The sequence below is a fragment of the Kribbella sp. NPDC056951 genome, from assembly GCF_042674205.1.
In the GTDB taxonomy this organism is placed as follows: domain Bacteria; phylum Actinomycetota; class Actinomycetes; order Propionibacteriales; family Kribbellaceae; genus Kribbella; species Kribbella yunnanensis.
Window position 1 is genome coordinate 763759 of the sequence record NZ_JBHUQZ010000003.1, and the last position, 14814, is coordinate 778572.

The window sequence follows — 14814 nt, forward strand, 5'->3', positions numbered from 1 at the left end:
TGGCTTCGCTCGACGCGCCATAACCACAACCCACCTCGACTGTGCGAAGAGTGCCGCCGGTAAACGATGTACAACGGCACGGAGGTCGCACTCGACAACACACTCCTCACACTCACTTGTGCTGGCTTTCATCAGGGAGGGTCTGATCGATCGGGACGTAGTCGGTGCCGGTGGGCGATCCTCCACTCGCCGTCCTCGCGGCGAAAGATGTGCGTGACGCGCAAGGTATACGGCTCAACCGGCACCCCGACGACCGAGTTGGCGATGTGCTCGAACCCGACGATGTACGCCAGGTCCCCACTAACGTCCGCCGCAACAACCTCGAACCGGTACGCCGTGGAGTCGGACCACCGCCCCGCCAGCCAGGTCAGGACCTCGCTGATGTCCTTCCATCCCTGTCTAACCGGCACTTTCGCCCCGAACACGGTCACCGGGTCCTGCCTCGCAGTCAGCTCCACGCGCAGACTCGCGTCGCCGTTGATCAGCGCCCGCTCCGCCTCCAGTTGACGGGCCAACGTCGGCGTCAGAAAGTCGTCGAGGTCACTCATGCGCGCCTCCAAGGCTCGGACTTGCCCAGAGATTGGGGCCGGGGCGTTGTCTCGGCACAGCGGTGGGCATCCCATGTTTCCCCGCGCACATACGCCTGGCAACCCTCCGCAGAATGGGTCGAGGTTGCCTGTTCGTCAGAATCCGCGTCAGAGCTCAGCCTGTGCGCACCGGCCCGCCACAGCGGGGTCGGTCGCGCGGTAGCGCGTGGGCGGGCGGCAGCCCGCAAGTAGAGGACGGCGAATAGACGGGGGTGGGTGGGGTGCGTGTGGAGCGGACGCGTTGAGGAGCGGAGCGACGAAGGTAGCGGCTGCGGAGCACGCGGGGCTGATCGTCGTACAGGTGCCCGGGACGGGATTCGAACCCGTACGCCTTTCGGCTGCGAGGTTTAAGCTCGCTGCGTCTGCCGTTCCGCCACCCGGGCGCGGGGTCGAGAGTACGTTATTTGTAGACCTTGCGGGGGTGTACGGCGTGCGCTCCGGCTACTCGGTCGAGGAAGAGTTTGCCGTTGCAGTGGTCGATTTCGTGCTGGAGGGCTCGGGCTTCGAAGGCATCGGTGGTGATGGTGACCTGGTCGGTGGTTCCGGGGAGGACGCCGGTGACTGCGAGGCGGGTGGCGCGTTTGACGTCGCCGGTGAAGTCGGGGACGGACATGCAGCCTTCGCGGGCTTTTTCCTGGCGAGAGGCTTCGGTGACTACTGCGTTGCAGAGGACGAAGACGCCGTGGCAGGTGCGGGTTTTGGGGTGGCCGGTGACGTCCAGGGCGAACATCTGGGCGGAGATGCCGACTTGAGGGGCGGCGAGGCCGACGCAGCCGGGGGAGACGCGCATGGTGGCGACGAGGTCGGCGGCCAGGGCGATCATGACCGGGTCTAGGGGGTCGACCGCTGCGCCGGGGGTGGCGAGGACCGGGTGCGGGGCACGGACTACTTCCAGGATGTCGCCGACTAGGCCTAGCTGGGCAGGGCTCCAACTGGCGAGGGTCTGGTTGAGGTGCGCGACGCTCACAGGTCGTCGCTCTCCGCCGGGCTCAGGGTGACGCCGACTCCGAGCTCTTCGGCGGTGATCTCAAGGGCGCGTTCCAGCGTCTCGAGGTCGGCGGCGACCGGGAGTTCGACCTCGGCGGTCAGGACGTACAGGTCGCCGCTCAGCCGGGTGGCCAGGTCGGTGATGGTGCCGCCGACCGCTGCGACCATCCGGGTGACCGCGGCGACGATGCCGGGGCGGTCGGCGCCGTGGACGCTGAGCAGGTACGACGGTCCGATCGCGGCGTGCTCGTGTTCCGGGCCCATGGCGCGGACGGTGATGACGAGCTCACCGCGGAGTGGTTCCACGGCGGCGACGACCTCGTCGAGGGAGCCGGAGCAGACGATCATCATCGCGAAATGACCGCGCAGAAGCGTCATCGTGGAGTCCTCGAGGTTGACGCCGGTACCGGCGAGGGCCTCGGTGACGTCCGCGATGATGCCCGGGCGGTCCGGGCCGATGACGGTGACTGCGAGCTGGCTCATGCCCGGGAACCTACCGTCAACCAAAGGAGGAGATCACACCGACTTCGGTATCCGGACAGCCCGGAACGCGCCAGCGAGCGGTTTCCCGGCGGTACCGTCAGGTCCATGGAACAGCCTCGGCGCAGCCCACGCGACTGGATCGTGGACAGCGTCGTGTTCGTGTTCGCGATCGTCCTCGGCCTGATCATCTTCGACGACAGTGCCAAAGCGTCCGAGGGCATGCGCGTCCTGGACGTGTGCCTGGGCCTGGCGCTGAGCCTGACGCTGTGGTTCCGCCGGCGATGGCCCGTGCAGCTGGCCTTGCTCGCCTCGGCGGTGTCGGTGTTCTCCGAGGTGGCCAGCGGGCCGACCCTGATCCTGATCCTGTCCGTGGCGGTCTACCGCAGGCTGCGGACCACCCTGCTGGTCTTCGCGGTGAACGCGCTGTCGCTGGCGGCATACCTGCAGGTCAAACAGCAGGCTGACGGGCCGGCGGTCGCGGTCGCGGCGATCGCGATCTACATCGCGACCGCGGGCTGGGGCCTCTACATCCGGTCCCGGCGGCAGCTTCTGCAGACGCTGCGCGACCGCGCCGACCGGGCCGAGATGGTGGCCCGGCTGCAGGCGGAACAGGGCCAGCTCCGGGCCCGCGAGGAGATTGCGCGCGAGATGCACGACGTACTCGGGCATCGGTTGTCGTTGCTGAGCGTGCATGCCGGAGCCCTCGCCTATCGGCCAGATGCGTCCACCGCGGAGGTCGCCGACGCCGCCGAGGTGATCCGCGCGAGTGCCCATCAGGCGCTGCAGGATCTGCGGGAGGTGATCGGCGTACTGCGGGCCCCGGTCGGCGAGCTGCCTCAGCCCAGCTTCGCGGACCTCCCGGCGCTGGTCGAGGCCTCCCAGGCGGCCGGGGTGCCGGTCGAGTTCCAGCAGGACGTCGCCGGCGCGCTCCCCGATCACATCGGACGTACGGCGTACCGGATCGTCCAGGAAGGTCTCACCAACGCGATGAAACACGCACCGGGGGAGCGGGTCACGATCGCGATGAACGGTGCCCCGGGCAACGGCTTGACGGTCGAGGTCCGCAACCCGGCGCCGGACCGGCGGCGTGGCGACGGTCAAGGGCTCCTCGGGCTGGCCGAGCGCGCGGCCCTGGTGGAGGGCCGGCTCGAACACGGCCGCACCCCCGACGGCGAGTTCCGGCTGTCCGCCTGGCTACCGTGGCCGTCATGATCCGGGTACTCATCGTCGACGACGACCCGCTGCTGCGCGCCGGCCTGAAGCTGATGCTGGGCGGTGCGCCGGACATTCGCGTGGTCGGCGAGGCCGGCGACGGGACCGGCGTCACCGGGCTGATCGAGCGGCTCGCGCCGGACGTCGTACTGATGGACATCCGGATGCCGAACACCGACGGCCTGACCGCGACCGAGACGGTACGCCGGAGGCCGGGCGCACCGGAGATCATCATCCTCACCACGTTCGACGCCGACGAGCACGTCCTGCGAGCGCTCAGAGCCGGGGCCGCCGGATTCGTGCTGAAGGACACCCCACCGGCCGAGATCGTCGAGTCGGTACGGCGGGTTGCCGGCGGGCAGCCGGTGTTGTCGCCGGCCGTCACCAAGCGACTGATCACCCGAGTCGCAGCGTCCGGTCAGGATCAACGCAAGACGAAAGCCGTCAGCAGGCTGGCCGGATTGAACGAGCGGGAGCGTGAGATCGCCGTCGCGGTCGGCGAGGGGAAGTCGAACGCGGAGATCAGCGCGACCCTCTATCTGAGCGTGCCGACGGTCAAAACCCACGTCTCGCGGATTCTCACCAAACTCGATCTGAACAACCGCGTGCAGATCGCCCTCCTGGTCCACGATGCGGGCCTGCTCCACGAGTAGGACACCTACCGGCCACCTGCGCCTTCTATCGTTGGAACGTCCGTCCGCCAACGGGAGGCTCCTCCATGCGCTTGGTCGCAGCTGGTCTCGCACTCGCTCTACTGGTCCCCGCCGTACCCGCTTCGGCGAAGGCGCCGTACGACCCGGCCGCGTACGTCGATCCGCTGATCGGCTCGCTGCGTGACGGTACGACGTGGCCGGGTGCGGTCCGGCCGTTCGGGATGATCTCGTGGAGCCCGACGAGTACGCGCGGCGACCAGACCAGCACCGGCGCGGCGAACGGCTACCAGTACGACGTCACGCGCGTCCGCGGGTTCAGTCTGACCCATCTGAGCGGCGCCGGCTGTAATCCCGGTGCGGCCGGTGACATCCCGATCCTCCCGTACGTCGGGGCGGTCGACTCGTCGCCGACGGCCGACACGAAGGACGCGAAGTACGCCACGAACTTCAGCCACGCGAACGAGAAGGCCGTACCGGGCCGCTACACGGTCACGCTGGATTCCGGCGTCAAGACCGACCTGGCCGTGACCACGCGAGCCGGCGTCGGCGAGTTCACCTTCCCGGCCGACCAGACCGCGAACCTGCTCTTCCGTACGTCGAACTCTCTGAACGGCAGCGAGGATGCGGAGATCACCATCGACCCGAGTGGTCGCAAGGTGACCGGATCCGTGCTGACCGGCGCGTTCTGCGGCCGCCGGGCCAACGGGGGAGTGAACAACCGCAAGACCTACTACCGGCTGTACTTCACCGCCTCGTTCGACCAGCCGATCGTTGCCAACGGCACCTGGAAGAACGGAGACCTGGCCGCGGGCAGCACGCACACCACCGGCGGCGAGGGGTACGCGACCGGTGCGGACCGGGCCGGGCGTGGTTCGGGCGGGTACGTGACGTTTGCCCCGGGCGCCAAGGTACGGATGCAGTTGGGGATCTCGTACGTGAGCCTCGCGGGTGCCGAGCAGAACCTCCGGACCGAGGTGCGGCGCAACGCGACCGTCGCTCAGTTGGCAGCCGACGGGTACGACGACTGGCGGCGCGAACTGCAGGCGATCAAGGTGACCGGCGGGACCGATGCACAGCGGACCACGTTCTACACCGCGCTCTATCACGTGCTGCTGCAGCCGAACGTCTTCAACGACGTCGACGGACGCTACCTCGGATCCGACCTGAAGATCCACCGGCTCGCGCGCGGTCAGAAGGCGCAGTACGGAACGTTCTCCGGGTGGGATCAGTACCGGGCGCAGATTCAGTTGCTCGCCCTCCTCAAACCCGACGTGGCGGGCGACTTCGCCCAGTCGATGTATCAGTTTACCCAGCAAAACAAGGGTATCTGGGATCGCTGGCTGCACAACAACGGCCCGACCCATGTGATGACCGGCGACCCGGCCGCGCCCACGCTGGCCACGTTCGCCGCGATGGGCGTGCGCAACTTCGACGTACAAGGTGCCTTTGCGTCGCTGGCTCAGCAGGCGCGCGTCCAGAACGCCGAAGCCGAGCTAGATGGTGGTTGCCCAGGGCAATGCACCGGCCAACGCCCGGCCCTCAACACCTACCTGGCACACCAGTACGCGCCCCAGGACGCCTGCCACTGCTGGGGCGGCGCCGCCGAAACCCTCGAAAACTCCCTCGCCGACTACTCCCTCGCCCAGTGGGCACAGCGGCTCGGAACCAGCGCACCGGATCTGAAAGCCCGCGGTAGCTGGTGGAAGAACACCTTCGACCCCGCAGTCGGCTACCAGCGAGCACGCCGCGCGGATGGCACCTGGGAGCCCAACTTCACCCCGTCGACCCAGACCGGCTTCGCGCAGGGCTCCAGCGCGACGTACACCTGGATGGTCCCGCAAGACGTCTCCGGTCTGGCCGCGCAGATGGACGGCAAGGCTGTCGAGCGGCTCGACGCCTTCTTCCACGACGAGCAGGGCAACTGGGCGGTCAAGGGCGGCAGCGCGCTCCGCTACGACCCGACCAACGAGCCCGGTCTGCACACGCCTTGGCTCTACAACGGCCTCGGCGTCGCCTGGAAGACCCAAGCCACCACCCGCGAGATCGTCGACACCGTCTACGGCACCGGCCCGGCCGGGCTGCCCGGCAACGACGACCTCGGCACGCTCTCGGCCTGGTACATCTTCGCCGCCATCGGCCTCTTCCCGCAGACCCCCGGCCGCGCCGAACTCCTCGTCGGCAGCCCGCTCTTCCCGAAAGTCGAGCTCCGCCGCAGCAACGGCGTACGGATCACTGTGGAGGCACCAGCCACCTCAGACTCCAACCAGTACGTCGAATCGCTGGCCCTGAACGGACATCCGCGAACCGAGTCCTGGTTGCCGGAATCGTTCGTCACGCGCGGCGGCCGCATCGCCGTACAGCTGGTCGACACCCCGACCACCTGGGGCACGGCCCCGATCGACCGCTGACCTTTGCGCGTCGGCGCAAAGGTCGGGCAAGTCGCCTTCCCCGGACCTAGGCTGCGGCCCGGAGAAGGGGAGGGCCCGATGAAGTCACGAATCGCGGCAGTCATGGCCGCCGGCACGTGCGCCGTACTGACCTTGGCCGCACCAACAGCAAGCGCAGCGGACGATGTCACCGCTCCGGTGCAGGTCAGCGCCGATGCCGGCGCGTTCTTCCGGAATGCGGCCAGTGTGACGCTGAAGTACGCGTTCAAGGACCCGGGGACGGAGGAAGAGCCGGGCAGCGGGCTCGCCGACTACGACGTGCGCTACCAGGAGAAGAAGCTCGGCCAGCAGGAGTACGGCGAATGGGTCCTCCCCGCGGAGTGGCAGAAGACGACCGCCACCACCGTCACCCACACCGCCGAGCGTGGTACCGAGACCTGCTTCCAGGTGCGAGCCCGAGATGTGACTGGCAACGAGAGCGCGTGGAGTGAGTACTCGACCTGCTCTGTCTGGGACGGGACCCCGCCGGTGTACATCGGCGGCTACACGAGCGGCCGGGTGTCGATCGATGCGTTCTGGCGGGTCTGGTTCGACGACGACAGTGCCCACGAGGACACTGTGGACGTCGCCTACCGGGATCTGGTCCCCGGGAAGCCTCGCGGCCCGTGGGTGTACCCGGACTACTGGCACGACCAGCGCAAGAGCGACTTCTTCTGGGACTCCGTGCCTGGCGTGGACCGGTGCGTGTCAGCGCGCGGCCGGGACTGGGCCGGCAACGTGTCGGGCTGGACGCCCGAGACCTGCGTTCTCGCGCCGTGGGACGACCGCTCGTTCACCTCGACCGGAACCGTCAGCAGGGTGCTCGAGCCGATGGGCTACCGCGGCACCGTTAGCACGCTGAAGTCGAACGGCGCCGCCCTCGTCAAGACCGCTCAGACCGGCAAGCAGATCGCCCTCGTCGCCACGCACGGCCCCGGCCAGGGCACCGTGGACGTCTACCACGCGGGGGTGAAGCTCGGCCGGGTGTCCTTGGCCGCCCCAGCCACGGAGTACCGGAAGATCACCTACCTGCCCGCCGGTGTGCAGCGCACCGGCGACGTCAAGCTCGTCGCAGTCGGCACAGCGCCCGCCGCCATCGACGGCATCGCCGTCATCAAGCTCTGAGCCACTGCAGTAGCAACCGGCCGGGCGACCGGCCGGTTGCTCCGCGGTTCGCTAGGACTGCGTTGCGCGGCGGAACTCTTCGCGGGGGGCCTGGAGGGTTCCGAGCGAGGTGACCTCGCGGCGGAAGAACAGGGCCAGGGTCCAGTCGAGGATGACGCGGGCCTTGCGGTTGAAGGTGGGGACGCGGGAGACGTGGTACGTGCGGTGCACGAACCAGGCCGGCCAGCCCTTCACCTTGATGCCGAACAACTGCGCCACACCCTTGTGCAGGCCGAGGCTGGCGACCGAGCCGACGTACTTGTGCTCGTAGTCCTGCGGCGGCTTGCCGTCGACGGTGCGGAGGATGTTCGCGGCGAGCCGGTTGGCCTGCCGAACCGCGTGCTGGGCGTTGGGTGCGCAGTACGCGCCGCTGTCCGACGTCAGATCCGGTACGGCGGCGTTGTCGCCCGCGGACCAGGCGTCGGTGACACCCTCGATCCGCAGGTTGGCGAGGCACTTGACCCGGCCCTTCTCGTCGAGCGGGAAGTCCGTGGCGGCCAGCGCCGGGTTCGCCTTCACACCGGCGGTCCAGACGATCGTGTCGGCGTCGAACTCCTCGCCGTCGCTGAGGACCACGCGGCCCTTCTCGCAGGACTCCAGCCGGGTCTCCAGCTTGATGTCCATGTTCCGCTTGCGCAGCTGGTCGACCGTGTACTTGCCGAGGTCAGGGCCCACCTCGGGCAGGATCCGGTTGGTCGCCTCGACGAGCACCCAGCGCATGTCCTCGGGCTTGATGTTGTCGTAGTACCGGGTCGCGTACCGGGCCATGTCCTCGAGCTCCGCGAACGCCTCGACACCGGCGTACCCACCACCGACGAAGACGAAGGTCAGCGCCGACTTGCGCAGCGTGGGGTCGGGCTGCGAGCTCGCCACGTCCAGGCGGTCCAGCACCTTGTTGCGCAGCGCGATCGCCTCTTCGACGTTCTTGAACCCGGTCGCCTCCTCGGCCAGCCCCGGGATCGGCAGCGTGCGGGCGATCGAGCCGAGCGCGACCACGACCTGGTCGTAGGCCAACTCGTACTCCGGGCCCTCCTCGGGCATCACCTTCGCGACCTTGTGCGCGTGGTCGATCCCGGTCACCCGACCGGTCACCACCCGGCAACCCTTGAGTGTCTTACGCAACGGCACCACCACGTGCCGCGGCTCCACCGAACCAGCCGCCGCCTCCGGCAGGAACGGCTGGTAAGTCATCACCGACCGCGGGTCCACCACGGTCACCCGGATCTTGCCTTTCCTGGCCGCGCGACGCAGTCCGTACGCGGTGTACATCCCGACGTAACCGCCTCCGACGACGAGGATGTGCGGCACCTGGGCTGTCATGCGGTTCACTCTCCCTGAGTGGCTCTACGACTTCATGTCTACTTCAGGTTATCCGTTCGTGAAAACTTTCACAAACCCTCTGGGGAGTGATCTCACCCACCGGAATCCCTCGTGCGAGTGACCACCCATGGGCCTATCGTCACCCGGTTCCCACCCACCGCCGAGCTATCCACCCACCCGTCACGCAACCGCAAGATGCCCGGGCCCGATGGCACGATGATCGGCATGAGCTGGACTCTGATGGTGTCGCCACTGCATCTCGTGGCCGCGGACGGCCCGCTGGTCGTGTTCGACGACGGCCTCGAGGCGGTGGTCGTCGTGTCCCCGGGCGACGATCCGAGGGTGCTGGCCGAGCACTGGCCCTGGTAGGCGGACCCCAGACACTCACCAACCTGTCGTGGGGCCGTCCGCTGAGCGTGGCGTGCGCTTCGGAAGTGGGTGAAACGGAGGTTGGTGAGTGGGGGCGGTCCGGCAATCAGGTGAGGCGGTAGACCGAGACGTGCGAGGGGGAGTCGGCGGTGAACTCGGTGCCGGACCAGTCGGCGTGGCGGGATTCGAGGGTGAAGCCGGCTAGTTGGGCCATCAGGTCCAGTTCGGCGGGCCAGATGTAGCGGTGGGGGGTGCGGGAGAGGGTGGCCTCGTAGCCGTCGTCGGCGAAGCGGAAGTGGTGCGAGACGACGTGCTGGTTCAGTACGTCGTACGTGTCCAGGAGGATGTAGTTCGGGTCGGCGATGCCTACCGTGGCGGGGATGCCGGGTGGGAGGCGGCGGAGTTCGGGGACCCAGAGTTCGATGACGAAGCGGCCGCCGGGGGTGAGGTGGCGGGCGGCGTTGCGGAAGCAGGCGACCTGTTCTTCCTGGGTGAGCAGGTTCGAGATCGTGTTGAAGACCAGGTAGACAAGGGAGAACTCGCCCGGCACGCGTACGGCGGACATGTCGCCGATGGTGACCGGGATGGTGGCCTCGTCGGCCTTGGTGCGGAGCTGCTCGATCATCGGCGGGGAGAGCTCGATACCGCTGACCGGGACGCCACGGGCAGCCAGCGGTACGGCGACTCGGCCGGTCCCGATCGCTAGTTCCAGGGCCCGGCCGCCGGCGGCTAGTTCGGCCAGGCGGGCGGTGGTCGGGCCGAGGACGTCGTCGGCGAACATGCCGACGCCGGGGGTGTCGTAGGTCGTGGCGAGCTCGGTTGTCCAGATGTCGTGGCGCCAGCGGAGTTTGTCCTCGCGGTCGTCTTCGGCGTACTGCAGGAAGCCGAGGCGGTCGTAGAGGCGGCGGGCGTTCGGGTTGTCGCGTTCGACGCCGAGATCGAGCGGTACGCCGCGGTCGGCCGCTTCCTGCTGCAGTTGCCGGATGATCGCCGTACCGATGCCGCGGCCCTGGACCGACGGATCCAGCTGGATGCCGTTCAGTTCGATCCGGGCCGCCTCCCGAGTGACGCGAAGACGGCCGACCGGGCGGCCGTCGAGCTCGATGACGCTGGTGGTCGACGGGCCGTCGGAGATCTGCCGGCGGGCCAGGTCGAGGTAGCCCTCGCGCCAGCCTGGTTCGTCGGCTGCGGCCGGTAGGCGGCCCTGATCGCGAGATGCCTCGATGGAGACATCCAGCAAGAAGTCGACGTCGTCGAGGGTGGCCGGGCGCAGGGTGTGCATAGCTCAGCACGGTAGGACGCGGAGGCTCTGGCGGCCACTGGATTACGGCTGATAGACGTTTGTGAGAAGGGTTGATCGCGGGTGGGGTCGCGAGGGTCAATGGGATTGTGAATCGCAACCGTGTGCTCGCAATCGGGCTGGTGGTCCCGCCGGCGGTGTGTGCTCTGCTCGCGTTGCTGCGCGACAGCTTCGACAACGCGAACGCCGCCTTGGTGCTGGCCGTGGTGATCGTCGGCGTCGCCGCGTTCGGGCACCGGTCGGCCGGGGTGCTCGCGGCTGTGTCGAGTGCGGTGTGGTTCGACTTCTTCCTGACCGTTCCGTACAACCGCTTCACCATCGACAGCCGCGACGACATCGAAACCACGATTCTGCTGGTGGTCATCGGTGTCGCCGTCAGCGAAATCGCCATCTGGGGCCGTCGGCAACAAGCCCGCGCCTCCCGCCACCGCGGCTACCTGGACGGCGTGATCACGACCTCCCAGGCCGTCGCCACAGGTGGTTCGACGCAAGACCTGATCGATCACGTCCGCGCGGAACTGACCGTCGTACTGGGGATCGACGGCGTGAAGTTCGTTGCCGGAAACAACCGAACCTCGGCACCGCAGCTGAACCCCGACGGCACAGTCACCCGCGGCGGCCACATCCTCAAGGTAGAACGCGACGGCCTCCCCACGAACGCCGAGATCGAACTCCCCGTCCAGCACGCCGGCCGCATCCGAGGCCGCTTCCTCCTCACCGCCGCCACCCACATCGCCCGCCCCGACCTGGACCAACGCCGAGTAGCCGTAGCCCTCGCCGACCAGGTAGCCGCCGCCCTCACCACCCAACCCCACTGACCGGCCTGCGGGAGCACCACGTCCCGGGTGGCCGCCGGCAAGCGTCGTACCTGCCCATACAGGTACGACGCCACGCCGTTTCCATCGGTGGCTGATTGAAATCGTTGGTGGGGTTGGGTTTCGGTTGGGGAACGAGGGGTGGATTCTCAGATGTTGTTAAGGGTGGGACCGTAGTATTTCGATACGGCCCCGGATGTGGGTCACCAGGAGGAATGTCATGCAGAGCAGTAACCCGGTCCTGAACCGGTCGAGTGCGTTTGCGCCTGGCCATGGCCAGGCTTATCCGGGGGCCGCTCCGTACGGTCAGCAGCCCGGTCAGTACGGCGGACCGGGTGTGCCGCCCCAGCAGTACCAGGGTGCACCGGCCGGCAGCCGCCCCATGACGCTGGACGATGTCATCGTCAAGACGGCGATCACGCTGGGTGTTGTCGCCGCGACCGGCGCCGCCGCCTGGATCGCGGTCCCGGACCGTTTGGTGTTGCCGGCCTTCCTCGGTGGCGCGTTGCTGGCCTTCGCGGTGGCGATGGTGCTGTCGTTCTCGCGCCGGATCAACCCGGCGCTGGTGATGGTCTACGCGGCTCTCGAGGGTGTCTTCCTCGGTGTCGGTAGCAAGGTCATCGTCAACGTGTTCGCCCGGGGCGACGCGAGTATCGTCGCGCAGGCGATCCTGGCCACGCTGGTGACGGCGGGTCTGACGCTGGCGGCGTACAAGTACTTCGCGATCAAGGTGACACCGCGGTTCCAGAAGATGGTCATCCTCGCGACGATGGGCTTCGCCGGCGTGCTGCTGGTCAACCTCGTGCTCGGGCTCTTCGGGATCACCACCGGGATCAGCGGGATGGGCCCGTTGGGGCTGCTGTTCGCCGCACTCGGTGTCGGCCTGGCGGTCTTCAACCTGATCCTCGACTTCGACATGGTGGAGCAGGGCGTCCGCGCCGGCGCCCCGCAGAACGAGGCCTGGCGCGCTGCCTTCGGCCTGACCGTCACGCTGGTCTGGCTGTACTGGAACATGCTGCGCATCCTCGCCATCCTGCGTGGCGGCGACTAGTCACACCCGCACGACAACCCGAAGGGCCGGTTCCGCGAGGAGCCGGCCCTTCGGCCGTTTCTGGCCACCGGACGGGGAATGTCCGGAATGAGTTCTAGGGTGCGGACATGGACGCCAAACTGACAGGGCTGGGGACGTGGATCGACGCGCCGTCGTTGAGCGCCGGAGCCGCGCTGGTGGGCCGGCTGGCGGAGGCCGGCAGCCTGCCGGACATCGACCTGCGCCCGAGCGGCCTCCGGGTGCGACAACCCCGCGGCGACAGGGCATCCGGCGACCGGATCGGCGGCGACCAGGCCGTCAGTCGGCCGGGCTCTGACCCCGCTGCGCTGCAGGAGTTGCGGATTGTGTTCGACGCCGTGGACACCGCCGCCGTACAAGAGTTTTGGGGTACGGCGTTTGGTTACCGCGTGACCGGTGGTGGGCGGCTGGTGGATCCGTTGCACCGGGGTCCGGACGTGATCGTGCTGCCGACCGACGAGGTGCGACCGCTGCGGAATCGGTTCCACGTGGACGTCGTACGGCCGAGCGCGGTGGTTGAGGCGGTGCGGGGAGATCGTGAGCCGGCGGGACCGTGGGGTGTGATGCTGGCCGATAGTGAAGGCAACGAGGTGGATCTCGTGCCGGGCGACGCGCTCGCGCCAACCGCCACCGACTGGCAGACGTTGTTTGCAGCAATGACTTTCTACCGAACGAGCTCAGCAGCGCAGGCGGTTCAGTTGGTGACGGCGGTCGCCCAGCTTGCTGATGCGGCTGGGATTCCGTTGATGCTGGACATCCGGGCCGGCGGCGTGATCATCGACCACGGCAAGGACAAGTGGGAAGAAGCCGGAGAAGCGTTCGTCGACCTGGCGACGCGCATCCAGGGTGCCGCTCGCGACCTCGGCCTGGCCGCGAACACCGACGAGTTGCGGTTCGTGCAACTAGGGCTCGACGCGGTCGACGTACCGGCGGTTCAGGCGTTCTGGACAACGGCTCTCGGCTACACGCGTGATCCGCGGTTCGAGGTCGGCGACAGCTACGATCCGCTAGGTCTCAACCCGGGCTTCATCTTCCAGCATTTGGACCCAACCGAGTCCGAAAGGCGGGAGCAGCGCAACCGCATCCGGCTTGAACTCGACATCGCGCCCGACCAGTTGCCACAGCGCATCGAGCAAGCGGTCCAGGCCGGTGGGACGATCCGCAACGAACTACCGGATCGTTGCTCACTCACCGATCCCGAAGGCAACGAACTCGATCTAATAGCCCGAAAACCCTTGTAGAACAGGAAGGGCCCGCCCCTCCACCTGTAGGGGCAGGCCCTCCGAAATCTCTTCTCCTGTTCGGCTGTCAGCCCATTCGCCGGTGTGCTTTGACGAGGTCGTACTCATGGACGATGGCGGTTGCGTGCCCGTGCGCGAGTTCGTACTCGCTGGAGAGCCATCGCACTCTGTCGTCGAAGCGCAGGAACGACGGTCCGTCGTTCATCAGCTGGAACCACTCGGTCATTCCGCGTCCGGTGCATCTGGGCACCTTCTCCACCAAACGCTGGTGCGTTTCCTCGGAGTGGTTCAAGCCCATCGTTGCCTCCCGTTATCGGGGTACCGCGTTGCTATCGACTGTGCACCACGAGGACGCCTACAGGCAAGAGGTTCTTCATGTCTGTCCCATTTCAGTGGCCGGTTTCAGGAGACCCCCGTTTCAGTACTTCGTGTAGCGGACCGAGTCGTACGTCGCGGTCAGTTGGCCTGTGTAGTTGAACGGACCCAGCCAGCCATCGACACCGATGCCCGGCCAGAGGTTCAGCATCACCCGCATCGGCCGGGTCGGTAGCGCGCCGCGGGACCCGTTCTCCTGGTGCACCAGACGACCGTCGACGAACCAGTTGATCGTGCCCTGGTTCCACCATTCGATCGCATAATCGTGATAGCCGGCTGCGGCATCGAAGCCCAGGTTGATGATCTTTTCGTGCCCGCCGACACCGTTGGTGAAGTAGTTGGTCTGCAGTTGGGTCGTGTTCTTGCCGAGGATCTCGACGTCGATCTCATCCCAGGGCTGGTTGTCGCTCGGCCCCGTGTAGGTGAAGAACGACGTCACCGTGCCGGACGCTTTGACCGCTTTGAGACGGGTCTCGAACCGGCCGTACGAGAAGAGGTCGTTGGTGCGGTACTCGCCGGACGCATAGGGCTTCCCCGAACAGCCGCCCGGGCAGGACGCGTTGTCCAGGTTGAGGCCCATCACCCCACCGCTGAACCAGACATGGTCGGCACGCCAGCCGACGTTGAACATCGAGCCGTTGCTCCAGCCGTCGGCCTTGTGCCAGCGGCCGGTGTCGAACCCGTCGAAGTTGTCGACGAAACTGCCGCCGATCGCGGTGGTGGCGGCCTGACTGCCGGTCGGCGTCAGGACGCCACCGACCAAGGTGAGCGCAGCCAGGGCGAGCAGGGCGGGGCGGAACCTGGTCATGGTGA

At 67.6% G+C, this 14814-nt stretch carries 15 protein-coding genes and 1 tRNA gene; 8 read left to right on the plus strand and 8 right to left on the minus strand.

Annotated elements, in window-relative coordinates; translation table 11 throughout:
* Positions 1-131: 131 nt before the first annotated feature.
* The 4 genes from ACFTSF_RS16615 to ACFTSF_RS16630 all read right to left on the minus strand — a co-directional run bounded on the left by ACFTSF_RS16615 (position 132) and on the right by ACFTSF_RS16630 (position 2057).
* Positions 132-548: a YybH family protein gene (locus ACFTSF_RS16615; protein WP_380154575.1), complete on the minus strand. Its 417-nt coding sequence runs from the start codon at positions 546-548 to the stop codon at positions 132-134.
* A gap of 341 nt (positions 549-889) precedes the next feature.
* Positions 890-970 (minus strand) — tRNA-Leu (locus ACFTSF_RS16620).
* Positions 971-987: 17 nt separating this feature from the next.
* A complete protein-coding gene (locus ACFTSF_RS16625) occupies positions 988-1554 on the minus strand; it encodes a peptide deformylase (RefSeq protein ID WP_380154576.1) in 567 nt (188 codons plus the stop codon).
* A complete protein-coding gene (locus tag ACFTSF_RS16630; protein WP_380154577.1) occupies positions 1551-2057 on the minus strand; it encodes a glycine cleavage system protein R in 507 nt (168 codons plus the stop codon). Before ACFTSF_RS16630 ends, ACFTSF_RS16625 begins: the two co-directional genes overlap by 4 nt.
* Positions 2058-2162: 105 nt before the next feature.
* Between ACFTSF_RS16630 and ACFTSF_RS16635 the strand changes: the two genes are divergently transcribed.
* The 4 genes from ACFTSF_RS16635 (at position 2163) to ACFTSF_RS16650 (ending at position 7473) form a co-directional block, all read left to right on the plus strand.
* Complete coding sequence (locus ACFTSF_RS16635) at positions 2163-3269, plus strand: sensor histidine kinase (RefSeq protein ID WP_380154578.1); 1107 nt, start codon at positions 2163-2165, stop codon at positions 3267-3269.
* Positions 3266-3922, plus strand: a complete 657-nt coding sequence (locus ACFTSF_RS16640) for a response regulator (protein ID WP_380154579.1) — start codon at positions 3266-3268, stop codon at positions 3920-3922. The genes ACFTSF_RS16635 and ACFTSF_RS16640 overlap by 4 nt, the downstream gene beginning before the upstream one ends.
* Positions 3923-3987: 65 nt before the next feature.
* Entirely contained in the window at positions 3988-6330 is a 2343-nt protein-coding gene (locus tag ACFTSF_RS16645; RefSeq protein ID WP_380154580.1) for a GH92 family glycosyl hydrolase, read from the plus strand.
* 78 nt (positions 6331-6408) lie between these two features.
* Complete coding sequence (locus ACFTSF_RS16650; RefSeq protein ID WP_380154581.1) at positions 6409-7473, plus strand: hypothetical protein; 1065 nt, start codon at positions 6409-6411, stop codon at positions 7471-7473.
* A gap of 51 nt (positions 7474-7524) precedes the next feature.
* Here the strand turns inward: ACFTSF_RS16650 and ACFTSF_RS16655 are convergent, their stop codons facing one another.
* Positions 7525-8832 carry an NAD(P)/FAD-dependent oxidoreductase gene (locus ACFTSF_RS16655; RefSeq protein ID WP_380154582.1) on the minus strand — a complete coding sequence of 436 codons (1308 nt, stop codon included), beginning with the start codon at positions 8830-8832 and terminating at the stop codon, positions 7525-7527.
* Between the two features lie 225 nt (positions 8833-9057).
* On the opposite strand from ACFTSF_RS16655, the gene ACFTSF_RS16660 reads away from it, so the two are divergent.
* Positions 9058-9201 carry a hypothetical protein gene (locus tag ACFTSF_RS16660; protein WP_380154583.1) on the plus strand — a complete coding sequence of 48 codons (144 nt, stop codon included), beginning with the start codon at positions 9058-9060 and terminating at the stop codon, positions 9199-9201.
* Between the two features lie 106 nt (positions 9202-9307).
* On the opposite strand, the gene ACFTSF_RS16665 is transcribed toward ACFTSF_RS16660, so the two are convergent.
* Positions 9308-10483, minus strand: coding sequence for a GNAT family N-acetyltransferase (locus tag ACFTSF_RS16665; protein ID WP_380154584.1), 1176 nt, complete (start codon positions 10481-10483; stop codon positions 9308-9310).
* A gap of 107 nt (positions 10484-10590) precedes the next feature.
* Here ACFTSF_RS16665 and ACFTSF_RS16670 point away from each other — a divergent pair, with 107 nt between their 5' ends.
* From ACFTSF_RS16670 to ACFTSF_RS16680, 3 genes are all read left to right on the plus strand, one after another.
* On the plus strand, positions 10591-11319 hold the full coding sequence (locus ACFTSF_RS16670; protein ID WP_380154585.1) for a DUF4118 domain-containing protein: 729 nt from the start codon (positions 10591-10593) through the stop codon (positions 11317-11319).
* 217 nt (positions 11320-11536) lie between these two features.
* Positions 11537-12367: a Bax inhibitor-1/YccA family protein gene (locus ACFTSF_RS16675; RefSeq protein WP_380154586.1), complete on the plus strand. Its 831-nt coding sequence runs from the start codon at positions 11537-11539 to the stop codon at positions 12365-12367.
* 107 nt (positions 12368-12474) lie between these two features.
* Positions 12475-13626, plus strand: a complete 1152-nt coding sequence (locus tag ACFTSF_RS16680; protein WP_380154587.1) for a VOC family protein — start codon at positions 12475-12477, stop codon at positions 13624-13626.
* A 67-nt stretch (positions 13627-13693) separates the two neighbouring features.
* Here ACFTSF_RS16680 and ACFTSF_RS16685 read toward each other — a convergent pair whose 3' ends face one another.
* Together ACFTSF_RS16685 and ACFTSF_RS16690 are read right to left on the minus strand one after the other, a co-directional pair.
* Entirely contained in the window at positions 13694-13924 is a 231-nt protein-coding gene (locus ACFTSF_RS16685) for a DUF4287 domain-containing protein (RefSeq protein ID WP_132404770.1), read from the minus strand.
* Positions 13925-14044: 120 nt separating this feature from the next.
* On the minus strand, positions 14045-14809 hold the full coding sequence (locus tag ACFTSF_RS16690; RefSeq protein ID WP_380154588.1) for a glycoside hydrolase family 16 protein: 765 nt from the start codon (positions 14807-14809) through the stop codon (positions 14045-14047).
* Positions 14810-14814 lie beyond the last annotated feature (5 nt).

Bases quoted from the DNA above. Each gene is read 5' to 3' on its own strand.
- ACFTSF_RS16630 (WP_380154577.1), bottom strand. From the start codon at position 2,057: ATGAGCCAGCTCGCAGTCACCGTCATCGGCCCGGACCGCCCGGGCATC.
- ACFTSF_RS16690 (WP_380154588.1), bottom strand. From the start codon at position 14,809: ATGACCAGGTTCCGCCCCGCCCTGCTCGCCCTGGCTGCGCTCACCTTG.
- ACFTSF_RS16680 (WP_380154587.1), top strand. From the start codon at position 12,475: ATGGACGCCAAACTGACAGGGCTGGGGACGTGGATCGACGCGCCGTCG.
- ACFTSF_RS16655 (WP_380154582.1), bottom strand. From the start codon at position 8,832: ATGACAGCCCAGGTGCCGCACATCCTCGTCGTCGGAGGCGGTTACGTC.
- ACFTSF_RS16660 (WP_380154583.1), top strand. From the start codon at position 9,058: ATGAGCTGGACTCTGATGGTGTCGCCACTGCATCTCGTGGCCGCGGAC.
- ACFTSF_RS16665 (WP_380154584.1), bottom strand. From the start codon at position 10,483: ATGCACACCCTGCGCCCGGCCACCCTCGACGACGTCGACTTCTTGCTG.
- ACFTSF_RS16685 (WP_132404770.1), bottom strand. From the start codon at position 13,924: ATGGGCTTGAACCACTCCGAGGAAACGCACCAGCGTTTGGTGGAGAAG.
- ACFTSF_RS16635 (WP_380154578.1), top strand. From the start codon at position 2,163: ATGGAACAGCCTCGGCGCAGCCCACGCGACTGGATCGTGGACAGCGTC.
- ACFTSF_RS16650 (WP_380154581.1), top strand. From the start codon at position 6,409: ATGAAGTCACGAATCGCGGCAGTCATGGCCGCCGGCACGTGCGCCGTA.
- ACFTSF_RS16615 (WP_380154575.1), bottom strand. From the start codon at position 548: ATGAGTGACCTCGACGACTTTCTGACGCCGACGTTGGCCCGTCAACTG.
- ACFTSF_RS16645 (WP_380154580.1), top strand. From the start codon at position 3,988: ATGCGCTTGGTCGCAGCTGGTCTCGCACTCGCTCTACTGGTCCCCGCC.
- ACFTSF_RS16640 (WP_380154579.1), top strand. From the start codon at position 3,266: ATGATCCGGGTACTCATCGTCGACGACGACCCGCTGCTGCGCGCCGGC.
- ACFTSF_RS16675 (WP_380154586.1), top strand. From the start codon at position 11,537: ATGCAGAGCAGTAACCCGGTCCTGAACCGGTCGAGTGCGTTTGCGCCT.